This window comes from Candidatus Baltobacteraceae bacterium, from assembly GCA_036489885.1.
Taxonomy (GTDB): domain Bacteria; phylum Vulcanimicrobiota; class Vulcanimicrobiia; order Vulcanimicrobiales; family Vulcanimicrobiaceae; genus JAFAMS01.
The window spans coordinates 1,610,090-1,625,148 of record DASXEW010000003.1 but is presented as its reverse complement, the minus strand read 5'-3'; the positions used below and the strand labels follow the sequence as shown (position 1 = coordinate 1,625,148).

19 protein-coding genes are annotated in these 15,059 nt (G+C 60.5%); all 19 read right to left on the bottom strand.

All coding sequences use genetic code 11. The features are described from left to right. Window positions 1-7: 7 nt before the first annotated feature. Window positions 8-1,705, bottom strand: a complete 1,698-nt coding sequence (locus tag VGG22_13915; GenBank protein ID HEY1729470.1) for a formate--tetrahydrofolate ligase — start codon at window positions 1,703-1,705, stop codon at window positions 8-10. Between the two features lie 9 nt (window positions 1,706-1,714). Next, window positions 1,715-2,587 (bottom strand): bifunctional methylenetetrahydrofolate dehydrogenase/methenyltetrahydrofolate cyclohydrolase FolD, encoded by an 873-nt coding sequence (folD, locus tag VGG22_13910; protein HEY1729469.1) that lies wholly within the window; start codon window positions 2,585-2,587, stop codon window positions 1,715-1,717. Next, the gene (gene panB, locus VGG22_13905) at window positions 2,584-3,504 is read right to left on the bottom strand and encodes a 3-methyl-2-oxobutanoate hydroxymethyltransferase (protein HEY1729468.1); all 921 of its coding nucleotides are present in this window, start codon (window positions 3,502-3,504) and stop codon (window positions 2,584-2,586) included. Before panB ends, folD begins: the two co-directional genes overlap by 4 nt. 97 nt (window positions 3,505-3,601) lie before the next feature. Further along, window positions 3,602-4,933, bottom strand: a complete 1,332-nt coding sequence (locus tag VGG22_13900; GenBank protein ID HEY1729467.1) for a folylpolyglutamate synthase/dihydrofolate synthase family protein — start codon at window positions 4,931-4,933, stop codon at window positions 3,602-3,604. Between the two features lie 26 nt (window positions 4,934-4,959). After that, the gene (locus VGG22_13895; GenBank protein HEY1729466.1) at window positions 4,960-5,424 is read right to left on the bottom strand and encodes a MogA/MoaB family molybdenum cofactor biosynthesis protein; all 465 of its coding nucleotides are present in this window, start codon (window positions 5,422-5,424) and stop codon (window positions 4,960-4,962) included. 14 nt (window positions 5,425-5,438) lie between these two features. After that, the gene (moaC, locus tag VGG22_13890; GenBank protein HEY1729465.1) at window positions 5,439-5,915 is read right to left on the bottom strand and encodes a cyclic pyranopterin monophosphate synthase MoaC; all 477 of its coding nucleotides are present in this window, start codon (window positions 5,913-5,915) and stop codon (window positions 5,439-5,441) included. Continuing rightward, window positions 5,912-6,103: a hypothetical protein gene (locus VGG22_13885; protein HEY1729464.1), complete on the bottom strand. Its 192-nt coding sequence runs from the start codon at window positions 6,101-6,103 to the stop codon at window positions 5,912-5,914. The genes moaC and VGG22_13885 overlap by 4 nt, the downstream gene beginning before the upstream one ends. Further along, complete coding sequence (locus VGG22_13880) at window positions 6,100-6,945, bottom strand: undecaprenyl-diphosphate phosphatase (protein ID HEY1729463.1); 846 nt, start codon at window positions 6,943-6,945, stop codon at window positions 6,100-6,102. The genes VGG22_13885 and VGG22_13880 overlap by 4 nt, the downstream gene beginning before the upstream one ends. A 6-nt stretch (window positions 6,946-6,951) precedes the next feature. Next, window positions 6,952-7,713: a TonB family protein gene (locus VGG22_13875; GenBank protein HEY1729462.1), complete on the bottom strand. Its 762-nt coding sequence runs from the start codon at window positions 7,711-7,713 to the stop codon at window positions 6,952-6,954. An 11-nt stretch (window positions 7,714-7,724) separates the two neighbouring features. Next, window positions 7,725-8,177 carry a biopolymer transporter ExbD gene (locus VGG22_13870; protein ID HEY1729461.1) on the bottom strand — a complete coding sequence of 151 codons (453 nt, stop codon included), beginning with the start codon at window positions 8,175-8,177 and terminating at the stop codon, window positions 7,725-7,727. 17 nt (window positions 8,178-8,194) lie between these two features. After that, entirely contained in the window at window positions 8,195-8,608 is a 414-nt protein-coding gene (locus VGG22_13865; GenBank protein ID HEY1729460.1) for a biopolymer transporter ExbD, read from the bottom strand. 3 nt (window positions 8,609-8,611) lie between these two features. Beyond that, the gene (locus VGG22_13860) at window positions 8,612-9,301 is read right to left on the bottom strand and encodes a MotA/TolQ/ExbB proton channel family protein (protein ID HEY1729459.1); all 690 of its coding nucleotides are present in this window, start codon (window positions 9,299-9,301) and stop codon (window positions 8,612-8,614) included. A 116-nt stretch (window positions 9,302-9,417) separates the two neighbouring features. Next, window positions 9,418-10,704 (bottom strand): tetratricopeptide repeat protein, encoded by a 1,287-nt coding sequence (locus VGG22_13855; protein ID HEY1729458.1) that lies wholly within the window; start codon window positions 10,702-10,704, stop codon window positions 9,418-9,420. 70 nt (window positions 10,705-10,774) lie between these two features. Continuing rightward, the gene (locus VGG22_13850; GenBank protein HEY1729457.1) at window positions 10,775-11,587 is read right to left on the bottom strand and encodes a prephenate dehydrogenase/arogenate dehydrogenase family protein; all 813 of its coding nucleotides are present in this window, start codon (window positions 11,585-11,587) and stop codon (window positions 10,775-10,777) included. Continuing rightward, window positions 11,584-11,961 carry a chorismate mutase gene (aroH, locus tag VGG22_13845; protein HEY1729456.1) on the bottom strand — a complete coding sequence of 126 codons (378 nt, stop codon included), beginning with the start codon at window positions 11,959-11,961 and terminating at the stop codon, window positions 11,584-11,586. The genes VGG22_13850 and aroH overlap by 4 nt, the downstream gene beginning before the upstream one ends. Further along, window positions 11,876-12,691 carry a pseudouridine synthase gene (locus VGG22_13840; protein HEY1729455.1) on the bottom strand — a complete coding sequence of 272 codons (816 nt, stop codon included), beginning with the start codon at window positions 12,689-12,691 and terminating at the stop codon, window positions 11,876-11,878. The genes aroH and VGG22_13840 overlap by 86 nt, the downstream gene beginning before the upstream one ends. Beyond that, window positions 12,688-13,257, bottom strand: a complete 570-nt coding sequence (locus VGG22_13835; GenBank protein HEY1729454.1) for a DNA-3-methyladenine glycosylase — start codon at window positions 13,255-13,257, stop codon at window positions 12,688-12,690. Before VGG22_13835 ends, VGG22_13840 begins: the two co-directional genes overlap by 4 nt. A 16-nt stretch (window positions 13,258-13,273) precedes the next feature. After that, the gene (locus tag VGG22_13830) at window positions 13,274-13,699 is read right to left on the bottom strand and encodes a hypothetical protein (protein HEY1729453.1); all 426 of its coding nucleotides are present in this window, start codon (window positions 13,697-13,699) and stop codon (window positions 13,274-13,276) included. A gap of 39 nt (window positions 13,700-13,738) precedes the next feature. Further along, window positions 13,739-14,956: a glycosyltransferase gene (locus VGG22_13825; protein ID HEY1729452.1), complete on the bottom strand. Its 1,218-nt coding sequence runs from the start codon at window positions 14,954-14,956 to the stop codon at window positions 13,739-13,741. Window positions 14,957-15,059 lie beyond the last annotated feature (103 nt).

Sequence of the window (15,059 nt, the reverse complement as noted above, 5' to 3'; positions counted from 1 at the left end):
CGTAGAGTTAGGAGAGTCCGACGATCTCGCCGTTGTCGTCGAGCGAAATCTTGAACGCCGCAGGATCGGCGCCCAGTCCCGGCATCGTACGCATGTCGCCGCAGATCGGGTACACGAAGCCTGCGCCGACCGAAGCGCGTACCTCGCGAACCGGCATCGTCCAGCCGGTCGGTGCGCCCTTCAGCGACGGATCCGACGAGATCGAGTTCTGCGTCTTCGCGATGCAAACCGGGAAGTGACCGTATCCGTTTTTCTCGTAGCTGTCGAGCTGTCTCGCCGCAGCCGGGCTGTACTCCACTTTCGCCGCGCCATAGATCTTCGTGGCGACCGTTTCGATCTTTTCGCGGAGTGAGGCCGTGTCGGAGTAGAGGAACTTGAAGTTGCTCGGCTCGTTGCAAGCAGCAGCAACCGCCTCCGCGAGGTCGACGGCTCCCTTGCCGCCGTTCACGAAGTGCGTCGAGACGGCGGCACGCGCTCCCATCGAGGCTGCAATCTCGCGGATTGCTTCGTGCTCGGAGGGATGGTCGCCGGGGAATGAATTGATCGCGACGACCGGCGAGACGCCGTGAATGCGGATGTTCTCGATCTGCTTGCGCAGATTCGCGGCGCCCTCATGGACTTCGTCGGGATTTTCTTTGAGGATCGCTTCGGGCAGCGGCTTTCCGCCGACGATCTTGTGCTTACCCGAATGCGACTTCAGCGCACGAACGGTCGCAACGATAACCGCCGCATCGGGCTTCATTCCGGACGCGCGGCACTTGATGTTGAAGAAACGCTCTGCGCCCATATCCGCACCGAAACCGGCTTCAGTAACAAGATAGTCGCCGGTGTGAATCGCGACCATATCGCCGACGATCGACGAGTTGCCGTGCGCGATGTTGCCGAACGGACCTGCGTGAACGATTGCAGGCGTGTTCTCCAGCGTTTGCATCAAGTTCGGCTGCAGCGCATCGCGTAACAACACAGCCATCGAGCCTGCGCCCTTCAGCTCGGCCGCCGTGACGGGCTTGCCCTTCTTGGTGTAACCGACGACGATGCGTTCGAGACGCGAACGCAAATCCTTCAGCGACGTCGCAAGCGCGAGAATCGCCATCACCTCGGATGCCGCAGTGATGTCGAAACCGGTTTGACGCGTGACGCCATCGTCTTTTCCGCCCAGACCGATGACGATGTTACGCAGCGAGCGGTCATTCACATCGAGAACGCGCCGCCAGGTGATGTTGTCGAGCTCGAGCTCGTTGCCTTGGTGCAGATGATTGTCGACGATTGCCGACAGCAGATTGTGCGCCGAGGTAATGGCGTGAAAATCGCCGGTAAGATGGAGATTGAGCGCTTCCATCGGGACGACTTGGCTGTATCCGCCCCCGGCAGCACCGCCCTTGATTCCGAACACCGGCCCCATCGAGGCTTGGCGAATCGACATCGTGGCGCGCTTGCCGATATGATGAAAGCCCTGCGCAAGGCCAACAGTCGTCGTCGTCTTACCTTCGCCGAGCGGCGTCGGTGTAATCGCAGACATGACGATATATTTGGCCCGCGGACGTTTCTTGAGCTCATCGATTGCTTCGAGCTGAACTTTCGCGACGTACTTGCCGTACGGGATCAGGAAATCTTCAGATATCCCGATCTGCTCCGCGATCTCGCGGATCGGCTTCATTTTGGCTTCGTGCGCGATCTCTAGGTCTGACTTGAACTTTACCGCCATCTGACTGCGTTACCTCACCTTATTCCGGGCGCATTGCAGAGTGTTTTCAAGAAGAAGAGCGACGGTCATGGGACCTACGCCTCCGGGAACCGGCGTTATCGCGCCAGCGACGCGACAAGCTGATTCAAAATCGACGTCGCCAACGATGCGGATCGCGCCATTGTCTTTGACCACGCGGTTGACGCCAACGTCGATTACGGTTGCGCCAGGCTTTATCCAATTCTCCTTTACGAGTTCCGGCTTCCCAGCCGCGACGACGAGCAGGTCAGCCCGCCGGCAGACCGTTTCGATGTCGCGCGTCCGTGAATGGGCGATGGTCGTCGTGCAGTCTTCCATCAGGAAGAGCTGGGCAGCCGGGCGACCGACAATTGTCGACCTGCCGATGATCACCGTCTCGAATCCCCGCAGCGATTCGTGAACGGTCTTCGCCAACATCACGCAGCCTCGGGGCGTGCACGGCACGAGCGCAGGCTTGCCCAGCGCCAGAAGGCCGGCGTTCTGCGGGTGAAAGCCGTCGACGTCCTTCCCTGGGTCGATCGCATAGATGATGCGATCCGCGCTGATGTGTTTCGGCAAAGGAAGTTGGACAAGAATCCCGTGCACGTCGTCGCGTGCATTCAACTCGCCGAGCAACGCAAGAAGCTCGGCCTCCGGCGTTTGGTCCCCGAGTTTGTACTCGATCGAACGAATACCGGCATCCTTGGCTGCCTTTGTCTTGGTGCGAACGTAAACGTGGCTCGCCGGATCGTCGCCGACGATCACGACCGCCAATGTGGGAACAAAACCGCGATCGCGCTCGAGCGCCGAAACGCCATCGCGCACGCTGGCGCGGACGGTCGCCGCGTACGCTGCCCCGTCGATGATTCGCGGCGCCGGGTTCACCGAGCTCCGACCGGCTGTCTCTTCTCCTGCCAGTTCACGAGCTTGCGAAGCTTCTCGAGCTCGTCGGGCTTCATGAACACGCTGTGTTCAGGCCCGGGGTAAGCGCGCGTTTCGACGTCAGACTTGTAGTCCTCAAAAACTTTCTGCATGACGGGCATGAGCTCGACGTAGATCTTCGAGTGACGCGGCACGTGACGATCGTAGAGCCGAAAAAGATCACAAGTGATGATGTGCACGCCGTCGGCTTTGTTCCCTGCACCAAGGCTGATCACCGGAACCGGGAGCGTCTCGGCCAGATACTCGGCAACTTCCGACGTCGTAACCTCGCACAGAATCGAGAAGCATCCCGCCTCGACCATTGCCCACGCATCTTCGATCAGCTCCTTGGCACGGTCTGCAGTCTTGCCCTGAGCGCTGAAACCGCCAAGCTGCGCTTCGCGCATCGGCGTGATGCCGATGTGACCTTGCACGGGAATGCCGGCCTTCACAATTGCGCCAATATTTTTCGCGTGATGCTTGTTGCCTTCGCACTTCATCACTTCGGCACCGGCTTCGGCGACATAGCGCGCCGCATTGGTGATGGCTTGTTCTTCGGAGAGATGGAAGGACATGTACGGCATGTCGACCATGCGAAGCCCGTATTTCGAACCGCGCTTCACGGCTTGCGCCATGTAGAGCACTTCGTCGAACGTGACGTCGAGCGTCGATTCGTGTCCGAAAAGCGCCATCGCGCCGCTGTCGCTCACACACAGAATGTCGATGCCGACCCGATCTGCGAGAATTGCGCTGGGATAATCATAGATCGCCATCTGCGAGATCGGGATCCCTTGCTTCTTCTTCGCCGTTAGCGAGGGGATCGTAACTTTCTTGCGCTTGACTTCGGCAGGATTGCTCGACATCTTCGTCTCCGTTTCCATAGTGAATGGAAGAACGCGCGTATGTACGCTCACGAGTAAGATGAGCGTGGCTCAATTCCTGCCGCGCTACATTTCCTAAATACGCGCTTGGGTTTATTTAGGTTTGCGACGTAGAACGGGCCGCCACGTTTGCGGACCACCAATCGCGCAGCGTCCCGACAACGTATGTCGAGCCGGTAACAAGGACGATTTCATCGGCGCCCGCGTTACGCCGCGCAATTGAGAACGCTTCGACGGGATCGTTTACGGCTCGTCCCCACGCACCGTAATCCTGCATCAAGCTCGCCAGACGCGTCGGCGAGATCGGGGTTCGGCCCACGGCTTCGAACGACGTAAAGATGAACGAGGCCGGCAAGCGGCTCAGCTCCGCGAGAATCTGGCGAGCATCCTTGGCTTCGCCAATGGCGACGACGGCCATGAAGCGTCGGCCCGCAAACGTTTCAAGCAATGCGTCGACGAGATTGCGCGCTTTGTCTTCATTGTGCGCGATGTCGAAAACGACAGCCGGATGCGATGGGAAGAACTCCATACGGCCCGGGATGACGAGGCGGCTCATCCCGGTCTCGATGTTCTCTCGCGTCGGCCGCAAATCGTCTTTCAATTGTTCGAGCGCAAGAATTGCGGTTGCGGCGTTGCGCTGTTGAAAGCGTCCCAAAATCGGGAGCGAGAGCGCATAGGCGTCTTCCGGCGTGCGTATGGTAAAGCTCTGACCGTACGTCTCACCGGGCTGCGATTCGATCTGCGCGAGATCCCGAACCGAAAAAAACGGCGCGCCGACCTGGGCGCAAATCCGTTCGATCTGTTCGCGCGGACCGGGATCGGCGACGTCCGAAACGAGCGGAACGCCGCGCCGCGCGATCCCGGCTTTATCGAGCGCGATGTCTTCGAGCGTGTTGCCCAAGACGTCCATGTGGTCGAGACCGATGTTCGTGATCACCGAGACTTGCGGATGGCGCAGCACGTTCGTGCCGTCGAGCATCCCGCCGATGCCGACCTCAATCACGGCGACGTCGACTTCCATTTGCACGAAATACGTAAACGCGAGCGCCAAGACCGTCTCGTAGTACGTCGGGCGTCCGTATTCGGGCACCACGCTTTCGATCGCAGGCTTGATCTCGCTGAGCAAGCTCGCGAACTCTTCCTCCGGAATCGCGATGCCGTCGACGCGCATGCGTTCGGTGAGCGACACGATGTGGGGCTTGGTGTGAAGTCCCGTGCGCTTTCCGGATTGCGTCAGCACCGCAGCCAACATCGTCGACGTCGAGCCTTTGCCGCTCGTTCCGCCGACGTGCAGTGTCGGATATTTCTCTTGGGGATCACCGAGCGCACGCAGCAACGCACGCATGCGCTCTAACCGATGCGGTTGATGCCGCGAAATCGTTTCGTTGATCGTTCCCTGCAAGTACGCTTGCGCTGCCGCAAAGCTCACTCTTCTACCATTCCCCCGGCCGAAGCTCAACCATCTTTGACGTCGCCTGTGAGAAGGTCGAGCGCGTGAGGCAGAACCGGTAGAATCACCTCGAGGGTTTCCCGAACGGCCTTCGGGCTGCCGGGCAAATTGACGATCAGCGTCTTCCCACGCACGCCGGCAACCGCACGCGAGAGCATCGCCGTCGGTACGCGCGCAACGGATGCCGCGCGCATCTGCTCGGCCATTCCGGGCACTTCGTAATCGATAATTGCCAAGGTCGCCTGCGGCGTGCGATCGCGCGGACCGAGTCCCGTTCCGCCGCTAGTCAAAATCAACGCGAGCCGTCGATCGTCTGCAAGCTCGATTAACTCTGCCGAAAGTGCAGCTGCATCGTCGGGCAACACACGCGTCTCATCGATACTGTAGGCATCTGTCAGCACTTCGCGCATCACAGGGATGCAGGCGTCTGCGCGCTCGCCGCTCGCCGCTCGATCGGAAAGCACGATCAGGCCGGTGCGATACGTCAGGAGCTTTTCGACTCCCAGTTGCCACTCTTGCCGCCGGTCTTCTCGAGAAGACGGACTCGTTCGATCGAGATGCCTTTGTCGACCGCTTTGGTCATGTCGTAGACGACGAGTGCGGCAACGCTCGCCGCCGTCATCGCTTCCATCTCGACACCGGTTTGCGCAACGGTGCGCGCACGCGTTTCGATGATGAGCACGTCGCCGTCCCACGAAAACGTGACCTCGACCGATGACAGCGGAATCGGGTGTGCGAGCGGGATCAACGTTGGTGTCGCTTTCGCGGCCATGATGCCCGCGAGCTGAGCCGCGACGAGCGCGTCACCTTTTTCGAGCGTCGCCTCGCGCACTGCTTGCGCGGCTTTTGCACCAAGACGAACTTCAGCGCGTGCGCGCGCGCTGCGTTCTGTTGTCGCTTTGCTGCCGACGTCGACCATCACGATCGAGCCGTCGGGCGCAATGTGGCTCGGCCGGCTCATCGGACTCGCGATGGCGCTGCGCTTTGGAACCGGAACCAGATCAGGCAGAGAATGCCGAGACCCGCGAAGAGCACGGCGTGTTTGTGGTGCGGCCCGGGCTCGTGCGCCGCAATCTGCAGCGTCCCGGTCCAGTAGAGCACTGCGATGACAAAGAACGCGATCGCAAGCAACAACGAGAGACCCTTCATGCTTTCACCATACCGGAAAAGAACAGGATGAAGCAAATGACGCCCGCGGCCAGGCAGTACCAGCCGAACGGCCGCAGGTCGTTCGAGCGGAAATAGCGTGTCAGGAAGGCCAGCGATACATACGCGGTTATCGCCGAGAGAATCCCACCGGCAACCGACTGGACGAGTGCGACGTGCGCCGTCGGATCGAACAATCGCGGGACCTCGAGCAGGCCGGCGGCGAGAATCACGGGCGTTCCCAGCAAGAATGAAAAGCGCGCCGCTTCGGCCTCCGAGAGATTCATGAGTAGTCCGGCCACGATCGCACTTCCCGAACGCGAAATACCCGGCAAGAGCGCAAACGATTCAGCAAGCCCGACTTTAACCACATCGACGTACGAAAGCGATTGCATCTCGCGCTGACCATCATCTTTGCGCTTCAGCCACTCACCCGCGAACATTACGAGACCGTTGAGCGCAAGAAAGAGCGCGACCGGAATCGGCGACGCGAACAAGCCGCGCACCTCGCGTTCGAAAAATAATCCCAATAGTCCAACGGGAATCGTCCCGATGACGAGCAGCCACGCTGTCTTCTCGTCGGCGCTGCCAGAAAAGCGGCCACGCACGATGCTCCCGAGGAACGCACCGACGATTCCACGCCATTCGCGCCAATAGAATACGAGCAGCGCGAGTGCCGTCCCGAGATGCAGCACGACGACGAATGCCAAGAAGCCCGGGCTGGCAAGATCGATGTTCCAGTGCAACAGCGCGGGAATCAAAACCGTATGTCCGAGGCTGCTGATCGGGAATAGCTCGCTGAACCCTTGTAGGATTGCGAGCAGCATCGCCTGCGCGAATGTCACGCGAGCTTACTGAGTTTCGAAGGTCACTACGTACAGATAGCTGCCGGGAGTCGGAACGCAGTTGACGATATCGGGCTGATATTTCGATTGCTGCGCGGCCTGCACCGCAGCTTTGTCGAGCGCCGAATTATGCGTCGACGTCGCAATCGTCGCAGCGGTGACGTTCCCGTTTGCATCGAGGGTGACTTTTACTTGGGCCGTTCCGCTCGCGCCCATTTGACGCGCGATCTCCGGCATGTCGGGCACAACCTTTTGCGTGGCTCTTGCCGCCGCGTTCGGGACCGCGCATGCGGGCTTGGTCGGCGTCGGCGCTGCCGTCGCGGTTGCGGGTCCGGCCGTCGGCGCCGGCGGTCCGGTATTGGCATTGCCCTGCGGCACACCGCTTTCGGAACCTTGCGTATTCGTGTACGCGTTTTCCGAGGGGCCGCTGTTGCTATTGCTGTGCGTCTTCGGCGGCTGCACGCGTAGCTTCGTGACTACGTGCGGCGGCTGCGTCGGTTGCGGCGTTTGTTTGGGCGGCGGCGTCGGCGTTGGTGTCGGCGGCGGCGTCGGCCTCGGAGTCTGAAGCTTCGTGACGCTTACGGTTTGAATCGGCTCAGGCGTACCCCCGTTCGACGGCTTCCACTCGACGAACGGTCCGAACAGCCCGTGCAGCAGAACCGAGATCACGAACCCGTAAAAGATAAAACGGCGCGAGTATGCGAGGACGTTTCGTACGGTATTCGGCGGTTGTTTCGGATCTGGTGCCGCTGGTTTTTTTTGCGCCATCGTTTCGGGGGTTAGCTCTTTCCGCCGGCGGGTGCGGCGGCGCCGTTCGAGCCTTGTGGAGTCCCCTCGACGTGGTTCGCGAGACCGAAGTTGACGAGGTCTTCTTTTTTAGCGGCGTCCATGACTTGCAGCACCGTACCGTACGAAGCGGCCGGGTCAGCCTTCACGATCACACTAGTGTAACGGTGTCCGGTATTGTCGGCCAGGCGCTTGAATGCCGCAGGCGCATCAGGGATATCGACGGAGTCGGAACCGATTTGGATCTTGTTCTTGGCGTCGATGATGACGACGATCTGCGAATCCTTGACTTTTTCGGTGTTCTTTGCGTCCGGAAGCTTTGGCTCTTTCGTCACGGCCGCGAGAATGATGAAGATGATCAAGAGCACCAACAACACGTCCGTGAACGGCGTGATGTTGATGGTCGACATTACTTCTTCGCCGTCTTCGCCTGTACTGACTGCCATACGTTACTGTGCGCCCCTTAAGACGTAACGAAACCGACGTCGGTTAGACCAGCCTGTTTCGCCGCGTCGAGTATCCGAATGATGACCCCGTACTTTGCTTTTGCGTCGGCAACGATCGAAACGTGCAGCTGTCCGCGACGCCGCGCGACCTCGGCCATGTCATAGTACAAGGCCTGCTCGCTCGAGCGTTTACCGTCGACGAAGATGACGTCTTTGTTGTTGACGTCGACCTCGATCGTCTTCTTCTTATCGTCGTTGTTGACTTGATTCGGATTCGATTTATTGGGGAGCTGCTTTTGGAAGCCCGGCGGCGTAATCAGCGCAGCCAAGATCATGAAAATGATCAACAACACCAACAGCACGTCCGTGAAGGGCGTGATGTTGATTTCCGCCATGACCGAATCGTCTTGCGCTGCGCCGGTGAGAGCCACGAGTTAGGCCTTTGCGGGCGAAGCAGCGCCCTTCGGCGTGTAGAGATCGGTCGGGATCGGCGCTCCCGTATTGTGGAAGTGCAGCATCTCGGCCAGCTGGTTGGCGGCGACGATCATATCTTGGTTGTACGCTTTAATTCGCGTCTTGAAGTAGTTGAAGAAAATAACCGAGATAACGGCAACGAACAGTCCGGCGGCGGTGGTGATCAACGCTTCCGAGACGCCAGCGGCCACGACGGCCGGCGTCGAGTTGCCCTTGAGAGCGATGTCTTGGAAGGCGCGGATGATACCAAGTACGGTTCCGAACAGCCCCACGAACGGCGCGATGACGGCGGTGGTACCGATCACGCCCAAGTTTCGCTCGAGCATGTTCAGATTCTCCATCAGGGCGATCGAAAGCGCGTCCGTGATGTCGGCGCGGTTCTTCTCACCGCGCAATAGTCCGAATTCCAAGATTCGAGGCAACATGCCGCGGTTTTGCCGTACGACTTTCAGTGCTCCGGGGAGGTCGTCCGCGGCGATGCGCTCACCGATCTGGCGCAAGAGGGCTCGCGAGTCGCTTTTCTGCGTTGCGAAGAAGAATAGCCGCTCGATAACGATCGCCACCGCAATCACCGAGAGGAGCAGCAAGGCCCACATCGCCACGCCGCCCGCGATGATGAAGTACCAAAAGTTTCCGAAAAATTCGCCCACCGTGTGAACCGCCTTCCGGTTGTGTTTTCTTTACAAAACGCGGGCCGCGATGGGCCCGAAACAAGCCGCGCTCTTTTCCTAAGGCTGCGCGTTCTCCTAGGTCCGCCCTCGCGCCCTTACTTGGAGGCGCCTTGGGCAGAAACTTGAGTTAACAATTGCGACGCCATCTTCTCTGCGTCCGCGTCGCCGGAGGCTTTTGCCGAGCTTTGAGCTTTTTGTAGGTAGGGCAAGGCTTCGTTGTATTTCTTCTCGTTGAGGAGCACGTTGCCGTAGGCCAAGTTCGCGCGTGCGTCGTCCGGGGTCAGCGCAATCGCCTTTCCGGCGACGATTTGGATCTGATTCCAGTCCGGATGTGCGAGGCGCATGAGCTGCATGGCTTCATTTGTATACATCGTGTGCGCAAGCGGCCCACCGTAGGAGCCCCCCTTCTCGTACGCGGCGATTGCGTCCGACGTTTTTCCTGCGTTCGACGCAGCCAGCGCCTTCTTCGCGTAGTAAGCGACGACGTGCGACGTCCCGACCATATTATCCGGATCGAGCTGCTTCATCTCGGGTAGCAGCGCAACCGCTTTGTCGATTTGATCGGAATCGGCGTACGCGGCAATCAGATTGGCCACGATCGTGCCACGCTCTTTTGGATCCAGCTTCGGATCGCTCGGGCTAAGAGCGCGCGCCTGTTCGAAGGACTGAATCGCATCAGTCGTGTCGTTGTTGACAAGCTGGGCGTTGCCTAAGAGATTCCAGGTAGCCGCTCCGGGCGTCACGGCTTTGGCCTTCGTTGCATAAGCAACGGCAGCCGCGCCGTTCTTCGTAGTAATGGCAGCTTGCGCTGCTTTCGCGTACGCGTTCGCTGCAACGGTCGCGTATTGCGACGAAACCGTTCCGGCCTTGTTGAAGGCCGTGGCCGAATCCACGAAGTTATTGAGGAAGAATTCCGAGACGCCGAGCAGCGCGTTGGCCTGCGGATCGTCGGGATGCGACTGCAGATATGATTGCAGGCCGTTGCGGGCATCGATATAGTGTCCGGCATGAACTTCCGCATCGTACTTGGAGAGCGGGTTAACCGGCGCAGCGTTGCTGGTCTTGGTGTTGACCACGAATTTCAGCGTGTACGTGTAGAACGCCGCAATCTTCTTTCCGCCTTTGGTCGCCGGAGAATATTTTGCGGAATTCGCGATTTCCATCGCGGCTTGATTGTCGTCGGAGTTTGACGACTTGATGATCTTTTGTACTTTGAACGACGCGTCGGGATTTACCAACACCTGAATGAGCACCGTGCCGTTTCCTGCGATCGGCGTCGCGGAGGTGCCCTGCTTTACCAGTTTCGGTGGCGTGTAATAACCGAGGTTGTCGCCCAACGCCGGCAGACTTGAAAGCGCAACCACTGCGACCGTGGTCGCCACAAAAATACGTCCGTTCATCGCCAGACTAAAACCCTACCTTAAGTGCTGCCCGCCTAAACCGTTCGCAAGCTCAACGCCATGGCTTTACGAGCGCCTCGTAAGCCGCGCGGGCGCTCTCGAAATACGACGCCGAGAGGTGAAGAGTTCCTGCCTCGACATCATCGGCGAGCCCTTCTAATCGTTCCGAAAGCTCTCGCAGAGCGGCCCCGATCGCGACGCCGTTCGCCTTAAGAATCGGCTCCCATATCTCCCAGGGCGAACCGGCCAGGCGCAGAGTGGAGGCGAGCCCCGACCCTACGAGATCGGGTGCGATCTCACGCTCGCTGAGCAGCGCGGCAAGCGCGCTGACCACGGCTTGCGGAAGGTGTGAGGTGAGCGCGAGCGCGCGGTCGTGCTCGGCGGCATCGATCGGGTACGAACGTGCGCCCATTGCTCTAATGAAGGTCTCGATCGCTGCGTCGCGCTCGCGATCGCTCGGCACGTACGTCCACACGCGTCCCTCGAACAAATCGTCCCGCGCGGCACTCGGCCCGCGTTGCTCGGCTCCGGCGATCGGATGCGTCGCGACGAACTTCTTCCATCCGGCAGAACGATCGACGACGGGAACCTTCACCGATGCGACGTCGAAGACGAGAGCCGGAGCATCGAGTGCACGCAGGGCATCGATCGCGGTCAGCGTTGCGTCCAGCGGCAGTGCTATCACAAGCGTTTTCGAGACGCGCGCCAGCGCCTCGAGCGAGTCGACGCTTCGATCGACGAGATCCGCAGCCGACGGGTTCGCATCGAAACCGGCGACCTCAATCCCCACCTTGCGGGCCCGTAACGCGATCGAACCGCCGATCAACCCGACGCCCGCGACTCCGAGCGGGCCGTCGAAGCTCACTGGCGTTGCAAGTCCGGTCGCAGTGCGACGGCACCCTCGAGGTAGACGTGCACGATCTCGTGCTGTGCGAGCGTCGTATTAATGAGGATCATCGTGCGAATGCAGCGCGGCAAATCGCCGGGAACAGGGATCTCCGTGAAATTGAGAAGCGGGATGCTCGTCCAACCCAGACGACGCGCCGCGGACGCGGGGAAACCGGCTCGCAGGTCGGGCGTAACCGTGAACAATGCCGATGCGACATCTTCGAGCTCGAACTTGTTCCGCTCGCGGATTGCAATCAGCATTTTTTCAGTCGCGCTGAGTATCGCCTCGCGATCGTCGCTTACGGCCTGCGTCGCGCCGCGAATTCCCCGTACCCTTAGCCCGTCCGGCATCTCCGCGCGAGTTCAGGAGAAGCACATCGAGCGCCTTGCGTTCACGAGGTGAGAGCTCGCGGAGATGCGCGGGCCGCAGTGAGCCCAGGCTCACCGGACCAAAACTCAAGCGTTCGAGCGCAACGAGCGGATGGCCGACCGCCTCGAACATCCGGCGCACTTGCCGGTACCGGCCCTCGTGCAACGTGAGATCGATGACCGAACGATCACGTGCAACCGTAACGACCCGCAACGCCGCGGGCGACGTGCGGCGGCCTTCCAGGAAAATGCCGACGCGCAGCTTTTCAACGGCCTCGGGCTCGAGCCGGCCACGCAGAGTCGCGCGATAGACTTTGTCGACGCCGAAACGCGGATGCGTCAACGCGTACGCTAGATCGCCGTCGTTGGTCAATAGCAGCACGCCCGACGTATCGTAATCCAAGCGCCCGACCGGAACGAGGCGTGCCGCTTTCGGACCGCGCTCCGCCCGCACGAGATCTTCGACGGTGCGCCGGCCTTCCGGATCGCTCATCGTCGTGACGACTCCGACGGGTTTGTTCAACACTAAGACTTCGCGTTGCGGCATGACGACCGTGCGGCCGTCGAACTCGACGCGATCGCCGTCTTCGACGCGCGAACCGAGCTCGCGCACGAGTTTGCCGTTCACGCGAACCTTACCGCCGACGATCATTTCTTCCGCGGCGCGCCGTGATGCGATTCCCGCAAGCGCGAGATAACGTTGCAGCCTCATGGCGATAGTGAAGCGCGTCCGCTCAGCCACTTGCTGCCGCGCGCATAATAGCGCAGCGCGCGTTCGGCAGCCTTCGTCAAACCGATGCGCGTCGAGACGCCGATCGGAAGCGCGACTGCATCATCGAACAACGCGAGCGGCGAGCGCGCAGCGCACAAATCCAAACCATCGACAGCGCCGTCGATCCCGAGCGCGGCGCACAACCGGCCGGGACCGCGCAGGAGATCGCGATCGGCGACACTGGGACGCCTTGCGCGCATTGCGTCGATTCCCGCAACGGGTTCGAGCGCGCGGATGAGTACCGCTTCGCCGACTCCGGGCTTGGCGCTGGTGACGTTCAAGCACCAGCTGGTTCCGTAGATACGGTAAACGTACGCAAAACCGCGCCGGCCGAACATCACCTTGTTGCGTTTCGTGATTCCACGAAAGGCATGCGAGGCCGGATCGCCCGTAACGTAGGCCTCGACTTCAACGATACGCGCAGTACTGCGTGTCCCGCCGATGCGCGACACGAGCAACTTGCCGATCAGAAATTTCGAAAGCTCGACTGTATCCACGGGAAGCATCGCACGTGTGATGCGTTTAGGCCGCGATGGCGAGCTCGACCTCCGCACGCGCGCGTGCGCAAAGATCGTCGGACGGATTCGCGACGATGACGTCAACGCGCGAGAACATGTTCAGCCGGCATTTCAACTGAACGTACTGCAATGCGAGCGCTTGCGGCAACTGACGGCGCTGTTCGAGGTCCTCGATGACGCGCTCGTCGGGGATGGCCAGGCGAACGGCTCGGAAGCCCTCGGCGCGCAGAGCAGTTGCAACCGCAATCAAGGCAGCGTAGCCGATTTCGCGACCGAGGAGCGCGGGATAGCGCTCGAGCCGAAATGCAATCCGCCGCGGCTCGTTTTCGCCCGCGATCTCGGCGTACGCGACGCCGTCGCCCTGCAGATTCGCAGCGTATGCGATCGCGACGTAGTGGATTTGCTTGAAATTCGGCTTTCTCGGTTTCATCACTGACTTTCGTTATCGAACATATGTTCGATCTGACTGTCAGGCTGTCCTCCGCTCCGCCAGGAGCCCCTGGTAGATTTCTATGGTGCGGTCAGCCTGTAATCCAAGACTAAACCGCTTGAGTGCCAAATGCGCGGCACTCTGATTCGGTTCAATACGAAGTGCCTCGCCGATCCCCCACGCCACGGCATCTGAGTGTGGGCTAACGAGCAGTCCGTGGCCCTCCAGCGCGTCCCGGCTCTGCGGAGTGTCCACGGCGACGACGGGAAGCCCACAGACCAGCGCTTCGGCCAGCACGAGGCCCTGCGTCTCGGTGAAGCTCGGAAAGACGAACGCATCGCAGGAGGCATAGAGATCCGGCAATTCCATCCGGGGGATGTGGCCGAGGAAATGAACCCGCTCCTCGACACCCGCCGCGCGGGCCAGCTCTGCCAGCCCTGCCCGCTCCGGACCGTCTCCGGCCAGGGCCAGGTGAACGCCGGGATCCTCGAGGCCCCCCAGCGCTTGAATCGCGAGATCGATGTTCTTCTCTCGTGCCAGGCGCGAAACGAGCAGAACAAGCTTCGAGGCCCCGAAGCGTGCGCGGAGTGTGTCACTGCGCCGGCCGGCGGCAAAGCGTTCGACGTCGATGCCGGTCGGGATGACTGCAATCGGAGCAGTTACCCCGAGCCCCCGGAGCCGAGCCTCCATCGCGGATGTCGGGACGATAACCCTGTCGGCTAAGTTCGCGTACGTGCGCGTCAAAGTCGTCGCAGCGCGGCGCGTCGCGGTCCGCTCGAACGGAACGTAATGCGCGTATTCTTCAAGCTGCGTATGATACGTAAACACGAGTGGAATGCCGTGTCTGCGCGCTAAACGCACGCCCATCCATCCAGTAACAAACGGCGAGTGCGTGTGAATTACGTCGAAGCTTCTTACGTGCGCGCGCGCACGTCGATCGAGTAACGGAAGAACGAGACGATATGCCGTTCGCGTCGGCAACGGAAGCGACGGCACGCAAACTGCGGAGCGACCGGACGGAGCAACAACAAATGCATCGTGTCCTGCAATTCGTAGACCATCGCAGAGCGCGTCGATGCTAGCGACGACACCGTTCGCAATCGGATGGTAACACTCAGAAAATATCCCGATCTTCATACGTAGCAACAGCTGGGCTCCGACACCCGGATTTGACGGACGGTTTACGATTGTGCTATCGTACCGCCGTTCGCCCTCCACCTTCCCTGCGAAGGGCGACGCCACTGGGGAATCACTCACCGAGTCCAAGGACTCCGCCCCGCTTTCGCCACTGTCCAGTTACGGCAGCTTACTGCGTAACTTCGAACCAACACGCACAGACGAAGGAGCCGGTTTCTGAACG